This window comes from Streptomyces sp. NPDC088124 (genome assembly GCF_040685895.1).
GTDB lineage: Bacteria > Actinomycetota > Actinomycetes > Streptomycetales > Streptomycetaceae > Streptomyces.
In genome coordinates this window covers 39,232-56,974 of sequence record NZ_JBFBJB010000046.1, presented here as the reverse complement: position 1 = coordinate 56,974, position 17,743 = coordinate 39,232, and the positions used below count along the sequence as shown (strand labels likewise).

The window sequence follows — 17,743 nt, the reverse complement described above, 5'->3', positions numbered from 1 at the left end:
CGTCCGCGGCCGTATCAGCGTCTGTGGCCGCCCGCCGCCGCGCCGCGCCGCCCTCCCCCGCCGGTGTCCCCGGCCCGGGTCTCGCCGTTCGGCCACAGCCTCGGCCGGCGCCGCGCCGCCAGATCCTCGACCCACCCGATGGCCAGGATCATCAGCCCGATCATCGGCCACACCATCACCAGCGGCAGGACGTTGTACGACGCGTTCAGCTCCGACGAGAAGGCGTCGATCCCCGGGATGTTCCAGAGCTGGTCGATGAGCGGGTACGACATCATGATCAGCAGGTTGTGCCAGAGATAGATCGTCACCGCGCGGTTGTTGGCCAGGGTGATCGTCGAGTCGAACTGCTTCAGCTTCCCGGGCAGTTCCCGCCAGGACGGCGAGTACTGGAGCAGGATCACCACGAACCCCAGCGACCAGGTCGCCTGCGCCAGCGGGATCTCGTCCAGGTTCCAGCCCTCGTCCGTGAGATGGCCCGAGGCCCACCACAGACCGAACGCCATCGTCAGGGCGGCCACCGAGACCGTCAGATAGCGCGGGACCTTCTGGAACATGCCGTCGTTGTGCGCGAAGCCGAGCACCCAGCAGGCCCCGTACACCGCGAAGTCCGTGAGGGCCTCCCCGAACTCCCCGGGGATCTCGACCAGTCCCGTACCGATGACCGCCGTCAGCACGACGGGGAAGACCAGCGTCGCCCACGGTGCCCGGCGGAACGCCCGTACCAGCAGCGGCGAGAGAAGGACGAACCACAGGTAGGCGCGGATGTACCAGAGGGGGCCCGCCGCGTCGTCGGCCCACGTCGTGTCCAGCAGACCGCTGCCGTCACCGCTCTCGAACGGGTACGGCGGGGCGCCGATCGGCAGGAAGTAGTTGAGCAGCTTGACGATGCCCCACACTCCCTCCTCCTTCATCGGCTGCCAGCCCATCAGGAACATCACCGGCACGATGACCAGGGCCAGCGCCCACATCGGCGGCAGCAGCCTGCGCAGCCGGCCCCGCAGGACGCTCCACGGGGGCCGCTTCTCCAGGGATCTGGCCATGAGCGAGCCGGCCAGCGCGAACATCACGCCCATGGAGGGGAAGAGGATCGTCAGCCACGCCCAGCCGAAGATGTGGAAGACCACGACACGGACCAGCGCGATCGCCCGCAGCAGGTCCAGATAGCGGTCCCGGCCCGAGGGACGTACGGGCTCGGGCTGCCCGGCGGCCTTCCCGGCGGGCCCGTCCGGCCGCACGGCCGGTCCGGGGGACCACCCGGCGGGTCCGGCCGGCTGTCCGGCGCGGCCGGCCGCCCCGTCCGGTCTCGTGGCGTCCATGGAGTGGCGGCTCATCCGACCGGCCTCCGGTCCGCGCCCTGCCCGGCGCCCTGCTCGGTTCCGTGCGGCGCGCCCCTTCCGCGCTGGCTCGGGATCGAGCCCGGTGCCTCCACCGCGCCCGTGCGGCGCAGCTTCTGCCAGCGCAGCCGGCCGCCGGTGAGGGCGGTGATCCAGGACTGGAGGAGCACGACGTACATGAGTTGCCGGTAGAGGATCTGCTGGAGGGGCAGCGAGATGAGATGGGTCATGCGCTCCCCGTCGAGCCGGAAGGCGTACGCGGCACACACCGCCTGGACGAGCAGGACGCCCAGCCACGCGCCGATCGTCTTCTGCGTGGGGCCGAAGACCAGGCCGTACACGAGGAAGACGTCGATCAGCGGGGCCAGCAGCGGCGCCAGCACCATGAAGAGGGAGACCAGCGGCAGGCCGACGCGGCCGAACCGGCCGGAGGGCCCGCGTTCGACGACGGCGCGGCGGTGCTTCCAGATCGCCTGCATCGTGCCGTAGCTCCAGCGGTAGCGCTGGGACCAGAGCTGCTGCACGGACTCCGGGGCCTCGGTCCAGGCGCGGGCGCGCTCGGCGTAGACGACGCGCCAGCCGTCCCGGTGCATGGCCATGGTGATGTCGGTGTCCTCGGCGAGGGTGTCCTCGCTCATGCCGCCGACGCGTTCCAGCGCCTGGCGGCGGAAGGCGCCGATCGCGCCGGGGATGGTGGGCATGCAGCCCAGGACGTCGTACATCCGGCGGTCGAGGTTGAAGCCCATCACGTACTCGATGTGCTGCCACGCCCCGATGAGCGTGTCCCGGTTGCCGACCTTGGCGTTGCCCGCGACCGCGCCGACGCGCGGGTCGCCGAAGGGCTGCACCAGCTCCCCCACGGTGGAGGGTTCGAAGACGGTGTCGCCGTCCATCATCACGACGATGTCGTGACTGGCGTGCGCGATGCCGTTGTTGAGGGCGGCCGGTTTGCCGCCGTTCTGCTGGCGTACGACATGGACGTTGGGGAGCCAGAGCGCCTCGACGATGTCGGCGGTCCCGTCGGTCGAGCCGTCGTCGACGACGATGACCTCGATCGGATGGTCGCTGGCCATCAGTGAGTTCACCGTATTGGCTATGCACTCGCGTTCGTTGTACGCGGGGACGAGGACGGTGACCGGTTCGGTGACCTCCGGGCCCCAGCTGAAGTCGCGCCGGCGCACCTTGCGGGAGTGCGCGAAGGAGAGCACCAGCATCAGCCCGAACCGCGAGATGACCAGGACCCCGATCACGGCGAGCCCGGAGACCAGGACGGCGGTGAGGTTGTCGGAGAGGGTGACGGCGGCGACCCACGCCTTGCCCTTCCACAACTCGAAGCCGGTGACCTGGGTGTGGGCGCTGGGCGCGCCGAGCGCCTCGGTGAGGTTGGCGAAGGTGAAGCCGCGCTGCTGCATCTCCGGCAGATAGCGGCCGAGGGCCGCGACGGTCTGGGAGCGGTCGCCGCCGGAGTCGTGCATCAGGACGAGGGCGCCCTTGTCGCCCTTGGGGGTGGCCCTCTTGATGATCTCCTCGACGCCGGGGCGCTTCCAGTCCTCGCTGTCGCGGTCGTTGAGGACGGTGATGTAGCCGCGGCTGCCGATGTACTGGGTGACGGGCCACGACTTGTTGTCCATGGCGTCGGCGAAGGAGGAGTACGGGGGCCGGAAGAGCGAGGACCGGATCCCGGCGGCGCCCGCGAGCGCGAGCTGGTTCTGGGTCAGCTCCCAGTTGATGCGGGATTGGGTCTGGAAGGAGAGGTCGGGGTGGTTGAAGGTGTGCAGGCCGATCTCGTGGCCCTCGTCGACCATGCGCTTGACGAGGTCGGGGTAGCGGGAGGCCATGGTGCCGGTGATGAAGAAGACGCCGTGGGCGTTGTACTTCTTGAGTTCGTCGAGGACCTTGGGGGTCCACTCGGGGTCCGGGCCGTCGTCGAAGGTGAGGACGAGCTGCCGGTCGGGGATGTCGATGGACTTGGCGGCGTCCGTGCCGCGCGCGTCGATGACGGGGCCGCCCTTGAGGATGGACTCGGGGACCTGGTCGGTGGCGTCCGGGGGGCGGACACGGTGGTCGGCGAGGATCTCGCTGTGCACATAGCCGCGGAGCATGAGCATGGCGGCCAGGGCGACGAGGACGAGCGAGGGCAGCAGGTAGCGCATGGGCAGTCTGCGCCGCCGGGCGGGCCGGGGGTTCTTACGGGGCTTGGCTCTGCCGGGCCCGGTGCTGCCGTGGTTGCCGCTACCGCGACCGTTGTTCGGAGCCTGGGCCTTGCGCGGCCGGGCGTTGCGAGGCTGGGCCCGCCTGCCGGAGGACATCATCTACTGCGCGCCTTCCACGGCCCGCGGGCCGCCGTCGTCGCCCGGCGGTGATTCGACGGGAGTGCTGGGATCGGGGGATTGCGAGGTCCCACCGCCGGCCGGGGCCGAGGGGCTCTCACCGCCGGGGCCGGCGGAGCCCGCGCCGGCGGCGGTGCCGGGGTCGGGGTCGGGGTCGACGGGCGGGTCCGGGTCCGGGTCGGGGTCGACGGGGGGGTTGGGGACGACGGGCGCCTTCACGGAACCCGAGACCTCCGGTGCCGGGTCGCCCGAGGTGCCGGTGGTCACCGTCTCCGAGGTGCCGGGGCCGGCGCCGCCCGTGCCGGTCTCGCTGGGCGAGGCGCTGGGATCGCCGCTGGTGGCCGCCTCGGACGGGGAGCCCGAGGGGGCCGGCTGTATCTGGACGGTGTCCGGCTTCTTCTTGTCCGCGAGGCCCGGTATCTGGAGCCAGGGGGCCGAGGAGTCGCCTCCGACGAGCGCGGCGACCACGGTGACGGCATAGCAGGCGCAGGCGATGGCGACGACCCAGCCGGCCCGGCGGAGCTTCTTGCTGCGGCGGCCGCTCTCGTCGACGAAGACGGGGCCCTCGGGCGCTTCGGCCCCGTCGCCACCGTCAACGCCGCCGCCGGCCGCGGCCCCGTCCTCCGGAGCGGGGGCCCTGAAGGCAATCGTGTCCCCGCCGGTGCCGGTACCCGTGCCGGGCCTCGCCTCGGGCCGTGTCCCGGCGGGCAGTTCGGAGAGCTGACGGCCCAGACCGTCCAGCTCCACGGTCACGTCGTTCGGCTCGTACATGTGCCCCGTTCGGGCATCTTCGCGCCATTGGTCCACTGAAGTACGCACATCCCCCACCACAGAACGATTTGGGTGCATACATAGAACTGGCTGATTTTGTCGGCCGGGTCCCCGTCCCGAACCGCGCGCCCCTATCACACCGCACCCGGGCCATGAATGTAGCGCACCGAGAGAGTGTGTGGATCCGGTTCACAAGTTGTGATGCATCAATGCAATGAGAGTGGTAGGAGGAGATTTCGGGGGTCCGGATCGAGCCATCCCTCTTCGGCTCCCAGTTCGGCAGCAGCAGCTCGGAGCGCTTCAACTCCCGGATGACGCAGCCCTTTGCGCCACACCAGCGAGAGCGGCGACAGCGGAACGGGATCGACGAGCGGGCGCAACACTGTGTCCGGCATCACCGGGAAATCTACGACGGCCAGGACCGGGTTGCGATGTTTGGCCATGACTCGGCGGGACTCCTCCGCACCGACGGCCATCGGTGCGGGCGCGGCGACCTCGATGGAGCGGCCCGCGAAGAGCCGCCGCGCCAGCCCGGTCCACTCCACCGTCCCCGGATTGCCGGCCCCCGCGTACACGCTCTGCCCCACGAGCGCGTCGAGCGGCACCTCGGGGAGCCGGGCCAGCGGATGGTCGGCCGGCAGGAGCACGGCCATCGGCTCGTACCGTACGAGCTGGTGGGAGAGCGCGTCGCGCAGGACAGGCGCGAGCCCTCCCGCGTAGCCGAAGGATGCGTCGAGCCGGCCCGCGAGGATCTCGGCCGCCGCCCCGGTGAGACCGCTCTGGAAGCGGGCCATCAGCTCATGGCGCGGGGCGAGTTCACGGGCCCGCGCCAGCACCCGCCCGGAGACCATGCCCTCGGTGTTGAGGTCCACGAGCAGCGGCGGCGCCCCGCCCGCGCAGGCGGCGAGCAGCTCGTCCTGGGCCGCCAGTACCCGCCGGGCGTACGGGAGGAGCCGCTCACCGTCGGGGGTGAGGGTCACCTGGCGGGTGGTGCGCAGGAACAGCTCCACGCCCAACTCCCGCTCCAGCCGCCGCACATCACGGCTGAGGGCCTGCTGGGCGACGTAGAGCCGGGCGGCGGCCCGGGTGAAGTGCAGCTCTTCGGCGGTGGTGGTGAAGGCGCGTAGCAGCCGGGGGTCGATGTCGTGGGGCACACTGCATTCAACCGCCCACCCGCGTCATTGACAACGAGATTGCGTGAATGGCCGCTCATCAGGTGTTGGACCGGGTGCGGCGCGAGCGGCGAAGGTGAGGCCATGCCGCAACCACACTTCTCCCGTACGGGAACGCACACCGACCCCTTTAACGGAACTGACGGAACAGCCCGACCTGACGGCACGACCCGGCGGAACACACCACTGATGGCGACGACCGGCGCCACGCTGGTCCTGGCCGCGCGCGACGAGGCGTACGGGCACAGCCACGGCGGTGCCCGCCGCCCCACCGCACGCCGGAGCGCGTGGCGGCGTGTACGGGAGCGCGTACAGGAGCGGAGGCGGGAGCGCGTACGAGAGCGAGGGCGGCAACGTATGCGGGAGCGCGTGCAGGACTTCACCGCCCCGTACGCGCGCCTGTTCGCGCCGCCGGGCGCCCGCGCGTTCACCGCCGGGAACCTCCTCGCCCGCCTCCCCATGGGGATGTTCAGCGTGGCCGCCGTCATCATGATCGCCGGATCGCGCGGCTCGTACGCCCTGGCCGGCGCCGTCACCGCCACCGGCCTCGCGGCCACCGCGCTGGTGGGGCCATGGACGGCGCGCCTCGTCGACCGGTACGGGCAGGCCCGGGTCGCCGTCCCCGCCACCGCGATCGCCGTACTCGGCTCGCTCGCCCTGCTGCTCTGCGTACGGTACGGAGCCCCCGACTGGACGCTCTTCGCCGCGTACGCCGCGACCGCCACCACCCCCAACACGGGCGGCATGTCCCGGGCGCGCTGGGCCCATCTGCACCGGGGCGACGCCGCCGCCCTGCACACCGCCAACTCGTTCGAACAGGCCGCCGACGAGCTGTGCTTCATGCTGGGGCCGGTGGTGGCCGCCTTCCTGTGCACCGCGCTCTTCCCGGAGGCGGGCACCCTGACCGGCGCGGTCCTGCTGCTGACCGGCATTCTGCTCTTCGCGGCGCAGCGCGCCACGGAGCCGCCCGCCGCCGGCCGGGCCGCGGGTGCGCGGGCCCGGGCCCCGCTGTACTCCCCCGCGCTGGCCGCCCTCCTCGCCGTCTTCCTCGCCACGGGCGCGGTCTTCGGCTCCACGGAGGTCGTCACCCTCGCCTACGCGGACGACCGGGGACACCAGGCGTGGGCCGGTGCCGTACTGGCGCTCCAGGCCGCCGGTTCCTGCGTCGCGGGCCTGCTGCTGGGTTCACTGGGCCCGGCCCGCCACCCGCGCGCCCGGCTGCCGCGCTGTGTGGCCGCGATGGCGGCGCTGCTGATCCTGCCACTGCTCGCGGCGCGCGCGGGATCGCTGCCGCTGCTGGCCGGTGCGCTGCTGCTGGCGGGCGCGGCGACGGCGCCGACGATGGTGACGGGCATGACCCTCGTCCAGCGCCTCACTCCCGGGACGCGGCTGAACGAGGGCATGACCCTCGCGGTGACCGCGCTGCTCGCCGGCATCGCGGCGGGCGCGGCCATGGGCGGCTGGGCGGCGGAACACACCACTCCGGCCCTCGCCTATGTGATCCCGCCCGCCGCGGCGCTGTCGGCACTGCTGATCGCCTGCGCGGGTGCCCGGGGGCCGCGGCGCGAGCGGGTGCGGCGCATACGAAAGCGGCACCCCCGCGTGGGAGGTGCCGCTGACGACAAACATGGGTGGAGATGGTGAGTGGAGATGGCGGGAATCGAACCCGCGTCCAACGGTGCGGAACCAGGGCTTCTCCGAGCGCAGTCCGCTGCGATTTTCTCGGCCCCGGAGATCACACGGACAAGTCTCCGACGGGCTCAGTCACTGTTTGATTTCCTTCTGGGCCCCGTGACCGGGCTCAGAAGTTTAGTCCCCTAGCTGATGCCAGGATCCGGGTCGGGAACAGCCCCGGGCTGACACTCCGCAGAGTCTTCGCTAGCTGCTAATTAGGCAGCGAGGGCGAAGGCGGAGGAATCGCGCTTGGAATTGGCGATTATTGTTTGCGACATATGGTTTACGAGATCATTGCCGCTTCCTCGGCTCGCTTCCCCTGCTTCGACATCCGCTGTCGAAACCGATCATCCCCATGTTTATTTTTCAAACGTGCACCCTCTGTGGGGTGCGTGCTCCATCGTACGTGACCAACGCGCCCGGGGGCCAGTCCATTCCCCCGTCAGGCCCGCCGGTCCCCGGTCAGGCCCGCTGGCGCCGCTTGACCGCCGCGATCGCCCGGTCCGTCTCGCGCCGGTCCTGCTTCTCGCGGAGCGTCTGGCGCTTGTCGTACTCCTTCTTGCCCTTCGCGAGCGCGATCTCGACCTTCGCCCGGCCGTCCTTGAAGTACAGGGCGAGCGGCACGATGGTGTGCCCCGTCTCCTGCGACTTCGACTCCAGCTTGTCGATCTCGGCCCGGTGCATCAGCAGCTTCCGCTTGCGCCGGGCGCTGTGATTGGTCCAGGTCCCCTGCGTGTACTCGGGGACGTGCACGTGGTGCAGCCACGCCTCGTGCCCGTCGATCTGCACGAAGCCGTCCACCAGCGAGGCCCGTCCCTGGCGGAGTGACTTCACCTCGGTACCGGTGAGCACGAGACCGCACTCATAGGTGTCGAGAATGAGGTAGTCGTGCCGCGCCTTCTTGTTCTGCGCAATGATTTTGCGCCCTTTTTCCTTAGCCATGGTCTCCCCATTTTCGCACCCCCGCGCAACTCCTTTACGCGGCGGTCCGGCCCGGGGCGGCGCTGCTGCCAGGCCCGGGGCGGCGCTGCTGTCCGGCCCGGGGCGGCGCTACTCCGTCTCCGTACCGCCGAGGCCGCTCAGCACCGTCCTGGCCCGCTCCTGGGCGCCCGCGCCGACCTGAAGGTCGGGGGTGACGCCGTGGCCGTCCACGCCGTGGCCGGCCGGGGTGCGGTAGTGGCCCACGGTCAGCTCGGCCACCGAGCCGTCGGGGAGCTTGCTGGGCATCTGGACGGAGCCCTTGCCGAAGGTCCGCGAGCCGACCGTGACGGACCTGCCGCGGTCCTTGAGCGCCCCGGTGACCAGCTCCGCCGCGCTCATCGTGCCGCCGTCGACCACCACGACCACGGGCCGCTCCGTGTCGCCGCCGGGGTCCGCGTACAGCGCGCGCTGCTCGCCCCGTATGTCGTACGTGGCGACCAGCCCGCCGTCCAGGAAGGCGGAGGTGGCCCGGACGGCCTCGCTGACCAGCCCGCCCGCGTTGCCCCGGAGGTCGAGCAGGACACCGGCGCCCTTCGGCGCCTCCAGGACCGCTTCCCGTACGCGCTCGCCCGCGCCCTTCGTGAACGCGCCGACCTTGATCCGCAGCGCGCCGCCCTCGATCGTGTCGACCGTGACGGACTCGGTGGTGAGCCGGGCCCGCCGCAGGCTCTCCGTCCAGCGCCGGCCCTCGCGCTCCAGACCGAGCGCCACGGGGGTACCGACGGCGCTCTCCCCGGACGCGTCGGGCCCGCCGGGAGCGCCGGGAGTGTCGGGAGCGTCGTTGGCGGAGTTCTTCGCGTCCGCGGTGTCCTCCGCCGCCGTGGACCGGGTGTCGCCGCGCAGCAGCGCCATGACCTCCGTCACGGGGCGCTTCGCGACACTGCGGCCGTCGACCTCCCGGATGATGTCCCCGGCGCCGATCCCGGCCTGCTGCGCGGGCCCGCCGGGCTGTACGCGGGTGACCTCGACCAGGCCGCCCGCCGTACGTCTCGCCCAGAGCCCCACGCCCGTGTACTCGCCGTCCAGGGCCTGCCGGAACTCCTCGTACTCCCGCTTGTCGTAGACCGCGCCCCAGCGGTCCCCGCTGCGGCTGACGACCTCCTCCGCGGCGTCCGTGGCCGAGGTGCCGTTGGCCATGGCGTCGGCCGCGGCCCGCGCGACCTCGTCCCGGTCGGCCGTCGAGGAGACGGGACGGGCCCGCTCCGCCGGGGCCTCATCGTCCGTGCGCGGCAGTGAGTTCGTCGCCGCGGCCGTGGCGAGCACCGTCGCGAACACCAATGTCAGGGCCGCCCCGCGGCGTAAACCGCGGGGCCTCTCAAACGACTCGGAACCCGACATGGCGTTGAGTCTAGGACAACGCGACCCGACCGGACGGTGCTTGTCGTCAGCGCGCCAGGGGCGCTTGTCACACCCGGAGGTACTTGCGCAGCGCGATGAAAGCGGCCACGGCGGGCATCAGCAGACCGATCGCGATCACCAGCGGAAGCTTGGCGAGCACCGCGTCCCAGCCGATGAAGTTGACCAACTGCATCTTGTCGGCGAGGGCGAGACCGTGGTCGATCAGGAAGTACCGGCCGAGGAGCAGCATCACGCACGCGACCCCACCGCCGATCAGCCCGGCGAACGCGGCCTCCATGATGAACGGCATCTGGATGTAGAAACTGGACGCGCCGACGAGCCGCATGATCCCGGTCTCCCGGCGCCGGCTGAACGCCGATACGCGCACGGTGTTCACGATCAGCATCAACGCGATGACCAGCATCAGCGCCATCACACAGAGTGCGGCGATGTTCATGCCGTTCATCAGGTCGAAGAGGTTCTGCAGGATGTTCCGCTGGTCCTGGACGGACTCCACCCCGTCCCGGCCGGCGAACGCGGTCGCGACCACCTGGTACTTCTCCGGGTCCTTCAGCTTCACCCGGAAGGATTCCGGCATCTGGTCCGGGGTGATGGTCGCGGCGATGGGGGTGTCGCCGTACCGCTCCTTGTAGTGCTTGTACGCCTCGTCCGACGTCTCGTAGTGGACGGTCTCGACGATGCTGTCCATCTTGGCCAGGTCGGCCTTGATCTGGTCCTTCTGCTGACCCGTGGCCGCGCCCTTGGCGCACTTGGGCGCGGTCGCCGCGTCGTTCTTGTTGCAGAGGAAGATGGAGACGTTGACCTTGTCGTACCAGTAGTCCTTCATCACGCTGACCTGCTCGCGCATGAGGAGCGCGCCGCCGAACAGGGCGAGCGAGAGGGCTACGGAGACGATGACCGCGAAGGTCATCGTGAGATTGCGACGGAGACCGACGCCGATCTCCGACAGGACGAACTGGGCGCGCATGGCGTCCTTTCAGCTTTCGTTTCTCAATGCTCGGTGACGCGATGGGGAGCCGGTGGTCAGTGCTGGTATCCGTAGACGCCGCGTGCCTGGTCACGCACGAGACGGCCCTTCTCCAGCTCGATCACGCGCTTGCGCATCTGGTCGACGATGTTCTGGTCGTGGGTCGCCATCACGACGGTCGTACCGGTGCGGTTGATGCGGTCCAGCAGCTTCATGATGCCGACGGAGGTCTGCGGGTCGAGGTTGCCGGTGGGCTCGTCCGCGATCAGCAGCATGGGCCGGTTGACGAAGGCGCGCGCGATCGCCACGCGCTGCTGCTCACCACCGGACAGCTCGCCGGGCATCCGGTCCTCCTTGCCGCCGAGACCGACGAGGTCGAGGACCTGGGGGACGGCCTTGCGGATCTCGCCGCGCGGCTTGCCGATGACCTCCTGCGCGAACGCCACGTTCTGCGCGACGGTCTTGTTCGGCAGCAGCCGGAAGTCCTGGAAGACCGTGCCCAGTTGACGGCGCATCTGGGGCACTTTCCAGTTGGACAGGCGGGCGAGGTCCTTGCCGAGGACATGCACCATGCCGTGGCTGGTGCGCTCCTCGCGCAGGAGCAGTCGGAGGAAGGTCGACTTACCGGAGCCGGACGAGCCGACGAGGAAGACGAACTCGCCCTTCTCGATTTCGAGGGAGACATCGCGGAGGGCGGGGCGGTTCTGCTTCGGGTAGGTCTTGGAGACGTTGTCGAATCGGATCACGGGTGCACCACGGTCGGCCGGGAGTAGGTGAGCGTGACCTTACGCGAACCCGACTGGCGCGCGCAGTCCACGTCCGAAGTCGGCCCGCCCGCGAAGGTGCCCGGCCGGCCGTTCCGGGGCGGGATTGGGGTCGGCTTGGGTGATTTAGCACGGATACGGAGCCACCGCCACCGGGAAGGGTCCGGCCGGAATCCGTCCGGCCGCGCCGAACCGGCCGGAAACTGGCACAGTGGGGGTGGGGAACGGTCGTGTTCCCCCGAGCGTTGGGCGGAGAGACACTTTTTGCGGCTCCGCCGCGCGGTGAGGAGGAATGCGCATGACCTACGACCGATTGGTGTGCGCCAACTGCGCGGGACCGGTCACCGAGGGCAGATGCCGGGTGTGCCGTGCCCACCGGGAGCGCCTGGAGCAGCAGGGCCCCCTGGGAGCGCTGAGCCCTGTGGCGCTGCTGACACTGGTGGTGCTCCTGCTGGCGGCTGTGGCGCTCGTCGCCACGCATCAGCCGGCGTGAGGCATCACCCGGAGTGACATCTCGCACATACGTGCGCATGACGAAGGGCCCGGACGCGGAGAACGCGTCCGGGCCCTTCACTGTGATCAGGCGACGGTACGACCGCCACCGACCAGGCGGGGCAGCATACGGAAGCCGATGCCACCCGCGATCATGGTCGCGGCGCCGATCAGCAGGAACGTGGTCTCGGCGGCGCCGGTCTCCGCCAGCTCCTCCTTGGCCTCACCCTGCTGCACCGGCTTGGAGCCGGCGTTGTCGGTCTCGGTGTTGTCGGTGCACGCGGCGCCGTCGAGGTCGACGGTGCAGGTGCCCGCGCCGTTGTCGCCACCGGTGGTCGAGCCGCCCGCGGTGGAGGAACCGCCGCCGGTGGTCGAGCTGCCCTCGGTGGAGCCGCCGGTCGCGCCGCCGTCGGTCGAACCACCGTCGGTGGTCCCGCCGTCCGTGGTCCCACCATCGGTGGTGCCGCCGTCCGTCGTACCACCGTCGGTCGTGCCGCCGTCCGTGGTGCCGCCGTCCGTGGTCCCACCATCGGTGGTGCCGCCGTCCGTCGTACCACCGTCGGTCGTGCCACCGTCCGTGGTGCCGCCGTCGGTCGTGCCGCCGTCCGTGGTCCCACCATCGGTGGTCCCACCATCGGTGGTCCCGCCGTCGGTCGTGCCACCGTCCGTGGTCCCACCATCGGTGGTGCCGCCGTCCGTCGTACCACCGTCGGTCGTGCCACCGTCCGTGGTCCCACCATCGGTGGTCCCACCATCGGTGGTCCCGCCGTCGGTCGTGCCACCGTCCGTGGTGCCGCCGTCCGTGGTTCCGCCGTCGGAGGTGCCGCCGCTGTCGACGCCGCCCGGGTCGCCGCCGCCGTCCGTCGCACCCTCGGTGCCGTTGCCGTTGCCGTTGCCGATGCCGAGGCCGACGTCGACGACGCCCGTCTCGACGGACACGCCGATACCGGCGGCCTGAGCGGCGCCCGCGATGGTCAGCGAGGCGCCCGCGGCGATAACCGCACCGGCCGCCACGCGCGCCACGCGGATCCGCGTCTTTTTGGTCATCTGCTTGCTACCCCCAGTAGCTGATACGTCAGTGGTGCAGCGTCCGGGGCCGCGGCCGCTGGGGGTCCGTGCTCGCCGCCCCCGGTCTCACGCGCCCCGGATATACGCATGCCAAGCGTCAGAGTTCCCGGTTTTCATATACGCGTCAAGGTCGTTGCGCGTGCGATGACCGATATCGCGGGAGTTGTCCGTCGTGCGGGGATGCAACTGTGACGTAAAAGGGAACTGCCGCCCGGTGGACGGCAGTTCCCTTGTCGACAAAGCGCGAATTTACTTGTCCTGCTGCTTGCGCCAGCGAATTCCCGCCTCCAGGAATCCGTCGATCTCCCCGTCCAGCACTCCCTGCGGATTACCGACCTCGAACTCCGTCCGCAAGTCCTTGACCATCTGGTACGGGTGAAGGACATAGGAACGCATCTGGTTGCCCCAGGAGTTGCCGCCGTCGCCCTTCAGGGCGTCCATCCTGGCCTGCTCCTCCTGCCTGCGGCGCTCCAGCAGCTTCGCCTGGAGGACGTTCATCGCGCTCGCCTTGTTCTGGATCTGCGAGCGCTCGTTCTGGCAGGAGACCACGATGCCGGTCGGGATGTGCGTGATACGGACCGCGGAGTCCGTGGTGTTGACGCCCTGACCACCGGGGCCCGACGCGCGGTACACGTCCACGCGCAGCTCGGCCTCGTCGATCTCGACATGGTCGCTCGACTCCACGACCGGCAGCACCTCGACGCCCGCGAAGGAGGTCTGGCGGCGGCCCTGGTTGTCGAACGGCGAGATACGGACCAGGCGGTGGGTGCCCTGCTCCACGGAGAGCGTCCCGTACGCGTACGGCGTCTTCACGACGAAGGTGGTCGACTTGATGCCGGCCTCCTCCGCGTACGACGTCTCGTAGACCTCGGTGCCGTAGCCGTGCCGCTCCGCCCAGCGCAGATACATCCGCTGCAGCTGCTCGGCGAAGTCGGCGGCGTCCACGCCACCCGCCTCGGCGCGGATGTTGACCAGCGCCTCGCGCTCGTCGTACTCGCCGGACAGGAGCGTACGGACCTCCATCTCGTCCAGCGCCTTGCGCACCGACTCCAGCTCGGCCTCCGCCTCGGCGCGCGCCTCCGCGTCGTCCTCGGACTCGGCCAGCTCGAACATCACTTCCAGGTCGTCGATGCGCCCGCGCAGCGCCTCCGTCTTGCGGACCTCGGCCTGGAGGTGCGACAGCTTGCTGGTGATCTTCTGCGCCGCCTCGGGGTCGTCCCAGAGGGACGGGACCGCGGCCTGCTCCTCGAGCACGGCGATGTCGGCCCTCAGCCTGTCGAGGTCCAGGACGGCCTCGATCGACCCCATGGTCGAGGAGAGGGACTTCAGCTCTTCGGATACATCGACGACTGCCACGGCACCAGCCTAACGCGTATTTTTTCGGGGCTCGGTTCGCCTCCGGGGCGCCGGCTGCGCCCATCAGCGGCCACCCGCCGGGCCCGGGCGCCCCGTGTCCAGGGCTCAGGGCACCGGTGACGTGGTCTGCTTCGAGTCCCGCGGGGTGCTGTCCGTGCCGTCGCCGCCCAGGGTCAGCCAGCCGCCCACGCCCAGCGCCGCGATCAGCAGGACCGCCGCCGCGCCCAGCGCGATCCGGCGCTTACGGACCGCCTCCGCCTTGTGCCGGGCGCTGCCGGGGCGGCGCTGGCCCGGGGAGCGGGGCGCGCGGGCGGTGCCCCGGGCGCCGCCGGCCAGCTCGTCCGGAGCCGGGACGCGCATGCTCGTATGGGTGTCCCGGTTGGAGTCCGGGGCCGCGCCGGGCACCAGCGGGACCGAGCCCCTGCGGCGCGGCTCCTCGGCGGCGGTGCCGGGAGCCGATTCCCAGGAGCGCGACTGCTCCGTGGGCTCCGCGTCCGGCTCGTCCACGTCCAGCGGCGGGATGCCCGCGAGGAGCGGAAGCTGCTCGCGCAGCCGCGCGGCCAGTTCCGAGGCGCGCAGCCGGGACGCCGGGCCCTTCGCCAGGCACTGGACGAGGAGCTGCCACAGCTCCTCCGGGATACCGGGCAGCGGGACGACGGTCTCGGTGACATGGCGGCGCAGTACGGCCCCGGGGTGGCCGCCGCCGAACGGGGTGAACCCGGCGAGCAGCTCGTACAGGACCGTGGCCAGCGCGTAGATGTCGACGGCCGCGCGCGGCGGCAGGCCCTCGACGATCTCGGGCGCCAGATAGTCGGGGGTGCCGATGATCTTGCTGGCCTTGGTGCGCCGGGGGGTGTCGATCAGCTTGGCGACACCGAAGTCGGTGAGCAGCGCGGGGTGCGCGCCGCCCGGACCGAGCGGGCCCTCCATGTCGAGCAGGATGTTCTCCGGCTTGACGTCGCGGTGGACGACCCCGGCCGCGTGCGCGGCGGCGAGCCCGTCCGCGACGTCGGCGACGATCGCGACCGCCGCCTCGGGGGCGAGCCTGCGCTCGCGGTCGAGGCGGGTGCGCAGGTCGGTACCGCGGATCAGATCCATCACGAGCGCGAGGTCGTTGCCGTCCACGACGAGGTCGTGGACGCCGACCACCCGGGGGTGGTCGAGCCCGAGCAGGGCGGTGCGCTCCTGGACGAAGCGTCCGACCAGCTCCTGGTCGGACGCGAGGTCCTCGCGCAGCAGTTTGATGGCGACCGGGCCCTCGGGCCCCTCGCCGAGCCACACCGTGCCGGCGCTGCCCCGCCCCAGGATCTGATGGGCGGTGTACCGGCTGCCGATATTCCGTGCCAAGACTGCTCCCTCAGCGGCTGGCGTTGCCCATCAAAGTACGCGGAAGTCGGGGCGCTCCGTGCCCCGGTCGGCGCCAACTCCCGCCGCCGACAGGGGTAATGGGGCGATCCGAGCGGATATGTCCCCTCGGATCGCCGGTGCCCGTGGCGACTCGTACAGCTACTGGTGGCTAGTTGCCCGAGCTGTCGCCGCCGAACTGGGAGAACCAGTCCGTCACCGCGGAGATCCCGTCGCCGATCGCCTCCCAGTAGCCCTTGCCCTCGTCGATCCAGCCCTGGAGCGGGGTCAGCTCCCAGATGAGCCAGCCCGCGATGACGAGCAGGACGATCGTGAAGAGACAGCCCTTGAGGCAGCCGAGGCCCGGGATGTGCATGGGGTTGGCGCTGCGCTGCCGGGGCGGGCGCGGCTCGCGCGGCTGACGGGGCGCGGGCTGCTGGGGCGGCGGCGCCTGGGGCGGCGCGTACTGCTGTTGCTGCGGGGCGTACCGCTGCTGCTGTTGCTGCGGGGGCGGCGGAGGCGGCGCGTACCGCTGCTGCGGCTGACGCTGCTGGGGCGGCGGAGGCTGCTGCCGGGGGCCCTGCGGCCGCTGCGGGCGGCGGCGCAGCGGGTCCTGGCTGGGGTCGAGGTACTGGACCTGGGTCTGCTCGTTGCGGTCCCGCGCGGCCTGCAGCTGGCCCTGCCAGGGGTGCGGCCCGTCGGGGTCCTGCGGTACGGGCGGCATCATCGCGGTCGGGTCCGCCGCGCCCGGGCCGCGCCCGGCGCCCGGGCCGGTGGAGGGCATGACGCTGGTGGGCGCGGCCGGGTCGTACGAGGCGGCGTTGCTCGGCAGGACCTGCGTCGGCTCGGCGTCGCCGCCCGCCGTGCCGGGTACGGGCGCGGGCGACGGGTCGGGCGCGAGCAGCGCGGCGACCCCCAGCGCGGCGTCGACCTGGGCGGGCGTGGAGTGCACACCGACCCCGGCGGCGACGGTCCGCAGGGCGCGGGCCAGGTTCTCGGCGCTGGGCCGCTGGTCCGGGTCCTTGCGCAGGCAGCGCTCGATGACGGTCCACAGCGGCTCGGGCACGGTGGTGGGGCGGCGGGGCTCCTCGCTGAGGTGGCGGTGGAGCACTTCGAGGGCGGTCGCGCCGGCGAACGGCGGCTGCCCCGTGACCAGCTCGTACAGCAGGATGCCCGCGCCGTAGATGTCCACGGCGGAGGTCTGCGGGCGGCCCTCGGCGGACTCCGGCGCGACATAGGCCGGGGTGCCGACGAACTCGTGGGTGCGGGTCAGCCCCGGCGAGTCCGCGAGGCGCGCGATGCCGAAGTCGGTGAGCATCGGGTGCAGCCGCTCGCCGTCGTTCCGCAGCAGGACGTTGGCGGGCTTGAGGTCCCGGTGGACGACACCGTCCGCGTGGCTGGCGGCGAGGGCGTCCGCGATCTGGGCGGTCAGCAGCGCTGCGGCGACCGGGGTGAACGGGCCGTTCTCGCGCAGATACCGGTGCAGGTCGGGGCCGTCCACCAGGTCCATGACGAGCGCGAGGAGATCGCCCTCGACCACCAGGTCACGGGTGCGGACGATGTTGGGGTGGGTCAGGCGGAGCAGGACGGAGCGCTCGCGCAGGAAGCGCATCACCACGTCCGCGTCGTTCGCCAGCTCCTCCTTGAGGACCTTGATCGCGACGGTCTCGCCGGGCTGGCCGGCGACGGCCGCCTCGGCCCCCGCCGTTTCCCGCTGACTCGCTCGCCAGACGGTGCCCGTGGCGCCGCGTCCGATCGGCTGGTCGAGCAGGTACTTGCTGCCTACGGGCCGCACGTCATGGCTCCCTGCTGATCGTGGTCGTCTCGCTGGTCGTGATCATCATCGCCCGGCGGGCCGGGGCTCCGACCCACTTTAAACCGGCCGGTCGGCTCCCGGGTCAGAACGCCGGTCGGAGGCCTGGTCAGAGGTGGTCGGGGAAGCGGCCGGGGAGGTGGCCGTCGGGCTGGATGCTGCTTCTTGATCGGGTCGGACCGGGTCGGATCGTGTTCGAAAGGAAGACGCACGCATCGTACGGCTGGTTGCCACACCGCGCGGCCGAGGACATCACACCCGGTCCCAACCCGCCGTGAAGAAGCGCCCAAGCAGGCACTTTTACGCCAACAGCCGACT

14 protein-coding genes and 1 other RNA gene are annotated in these 17,743 nt (G+C 71.3%); 2 read left to right on the top strand and 13 right to left on the bottom strand.

Going from position 1 to position 17,743, the window contains the following annotated elements; translation table 11 throughout:
• Positions 1-14: 14 nt before the first annotated feature.
• The 4 genes from AB0P17_RS31420 to AB0P17_RS31405 all read right to left on the bottom strand — a co-directional run bounded on the left by AB0P17_RS31420 (position 15) and on the right by AB0P17_RS31405 (position 5,589).
• On the bottom strand, positions 15-1,316 hold the full coding sequence (locus AB0P17_RS31420; RefSeq protein ID WP_365816144.1) for an acyltransferase: 1,302 nt from the start codon (positions 1,314-1,316) through the stop codon (positions 15-17).
• Positions 1,317-1,327: 11 nt separating this feature from the next.
• Positions 1,328-3,487 (bottom strand): bifunctional polysaccharide deacetylase/glycosyltransferase family 2 protein, encoded by a 2,160-nt coding sequence (locus tag AB0P17_RS31415; RefSeq protein ID WP_365816181.1) that lies wholly within the window; start codon positions 3,485-3,487, stop codon positions 1,328-1,330.
• A gap of 159 nt (positions 3,488-3,646) precedes the next feature.
• Positions 3,647-4,471 carry a hypothetical protein gene (locus tag AB0P17_RS31410; protein WP_365816179.1) on the bottom strand — a complete coding sequence of 275 codons (825 nt, stop codon included), beginning with the start codon at positions 4,469-4,471 and terminating at the stop codon, positions 3,647-3,649.
• A gap of 170 nt (positions 4,472-4,641) precedes the next feature.
• Entirely contained in the window at positions 4,642-5,589 is a 948-nt protein-coding gene (locus AB0P17_RS31405; RefSeq protein WP_365816142.1) for a LysR family transcriptional regulator, read from the bottom strand.
• Between the two features lie 375 nt (positions 5,590-5,964).
• Between AB0P17_RS31405 and AB0P17_RS31400 the strand changes: the two genes are divergently transcribed.
• Positions 5,965-7,251, top strand: coding sequence for an MFS transporter (locus tag AB0P17_RS31400; protein WP_365816177.1), 1,287 nt, complete (start codon positions 5,965-5,967; stop codon positions 7,249-7,251).
• On the opposite strand, the gene ssrA is transcribed toward AB0P17_RS31400, so the two are convergent.
• The 5 genes from ssrA to ftsE form a co-directional block, all read right to left on the bottom strand.
• Positions 7,250-7,636, bottom strand: a transfer-messenger RNA (tmRNA) gene (ssrA, locus tag AB0P17_RS31395). The genes AB0P17_RS31400 and ssrA overlap by 2 nt on opposite strands.
• A 107-nt stretch (positions 7,637-7,743) precedes the next feature.
• Positions 7,744-8,223 (bottom strand): SsrA-binding protein SmpB, encoded by a 480-nt coding sequence (smpB, locus tag AB0P17_RS31390; RefSeq protein WP_365816140.1) that lies wholly within the window; start codon positions 8,221-8,223, stop codon positions 7,744-7,746.
• 108 nt (positions 8,224-8,331) lie between these two features.
• Positions 8,332-9,600 (bottom strand): S41 family peptidase, encoded by a 1,269-nt coding sequence (locus AB0P17_RS31385; RefSeq protein WP_365816138.1) that lies wholly within the window; start codon positions 9,598-9,600, stop codon positions 8,332-8,334.
• Between the two features lie 67 nt (positions 9,601-9,667).
• Positions 9,668-10,588: a permease-like cell division protein FtsX gene (ftsX, locus tag AB0P17_RS31380; RefSeq protein WP_365816136.1), complete on the bottom strand. Its 921-nt coding sequence runs from the start codon at positions 10,586-10,588 to the stop codon at positions 9,668-9,670.
• Positions 10,589-10,644: 56 nt separating this feature from the next.
• A complete protein-coding gene (gene ftsE, locus AB0P17_RS31375) occupies positions 10,645-11,334 on the bottom strand; it encodes a cell division ATP-binding protein FtsE (protein WP_329826805.1) in 690 nt (229 codons plus the stop codon).
• Between the two features lie 316 nt (positions 11,335-11,650).
• Between ftsE and AB0P17_RS31370 the strand changes: the two genes are divergently transcribed.
• Positions 11,651-11,845, top strand: coding sequence for a hypothetical protein (locus tag AB0P17_RS31370; RefSeq protein WP_365816134.1), 195 nt, complete (start codon positions 11,651-11,653; stop codon positions 11,843-11,845).
• An 86-nt stretch (positions 11,846-11,931) separates the two neighbouring features.
• Here AB0P17_RS31370 and AB0P17_RS31365 read toward each other — a convergent pair whose 3' ends face one another.
• From AB0P17_RS31365 to AB0P17_RS31350, 4 genes are all read right to left on the bottom strand, one after another.
• Positions 11,932-12,891: a hypothetical protein gene (locus AB0P17_RS31365; protein WP_365816132.1), complete on the bottom strand. Its 960-nt coding sequence runs from the start codon at positions 12,889-12,891 to the stop codon at positions 11,932-11,934.
• A gap of 270 nt (positions 12,892-13,161) precedes the next feature.
• Positions 13,162-14,268 (bottom strand): peptide chain release factor 2, encoded by a 1,107-nt coding sequence (gene prfB, locus AB0P17_RS31360; protein ID WP_365816130.1) that lies wholly within the window; start codon positions 14,266-14,268, stop codon positions 13,162-13,164.
• 105 nt (positions 14,269-14,373) lie between these two features.
• Positions 14,374-15,615 carry a serine/threonine-protein kinase gene (locus tag AB0P17_RS31355; protein ID WP_365816128.1) on the bottom strand — a complete coding sequence of 414 codons (1,242 nt, stop codon included), beginning with the start codon at positions 15,613-15,615 and terminating at the stop codon, positions 14,374-14,376.
• A gap of 169 nt (positions 15,616-15,784) precedes the next feature.
• Positions 15,785-17,407, bottom strand: a complete 1,623-nt coding sequence (locus AB0P17_RS31350; protein WP_365816126.1) for a protein kinase — start codon at positions 17,405-17,407, stop codon at positions 15,785-15,787.
• Between the last annotated feature and the right edge of the window lie 336 nt (positions 17,408-17,743).

What these genes read in the sequence shown, in the direction of transcription:
- AB0P17_RS31420 (WP_365816144.1), bottom strand. Translation starts at nt 1,316, where the DNA reads ATGGACGCCACGAGACCGGACGGGGCGGCCGGCCGCGCCGGACAGCCG.
- AB0P17_RS31415 (WP_365816181.1), bottom strand. Translation starts at nt 3,487, where the DNA reads ATGCGCTACCTGCTGCCCTCGCTCGTCCTCGTCGCCCTGGCCGCCATG.
- AB0P17_RS31400 (WP_365816177.1), top strand. Translation starts at nt 5,965, where the DNA reads ATGCGGGAGCGCGTGCAGGACTTCACCGCCCCGTACGCGCGCCTGTTC.
- smpB (WP_365816140.1), bottom strand. Translation starts at nt 8,223, where the DNA reads ATGGCTAAGGAAAAAGGGCGCAAAATCATTGCGCAGAACAAGAAGGCG.
- AB0P17_RS31385 (WP_365816138.1), bottom strand. Translation starts at nt 9,600, where the DNA reads ATGTCGGGTTCCGAGTCGTTTGAGAGGCCCCGCGGTTTACGCCGCGGG.
- ftsX (WP_365816136.1), bottom strand. Translation starts at nt 10,588, where the DNA reads ATGCGCGCCCAGTTCGTCCTGTCGGAGATCGGCGTCGGTCTCCGTCGC.
- AB0P17_RS31370 (WP_365816134.1), top strand. Translation starts at nt 11,651, where the DNA reads ATGACCTACGACCGATTGGTGTGCGCCAACTGCGCGGGACCGGTCACC.
- AB0P17_RS31365 (WP_365816132.1), bottom strand. Translation starts at nt 12,891, where the DNA reads ATGACCAAAAAGACGCGGATCCGCGTGGCGCGCGTGGCGGCCGGTGCG.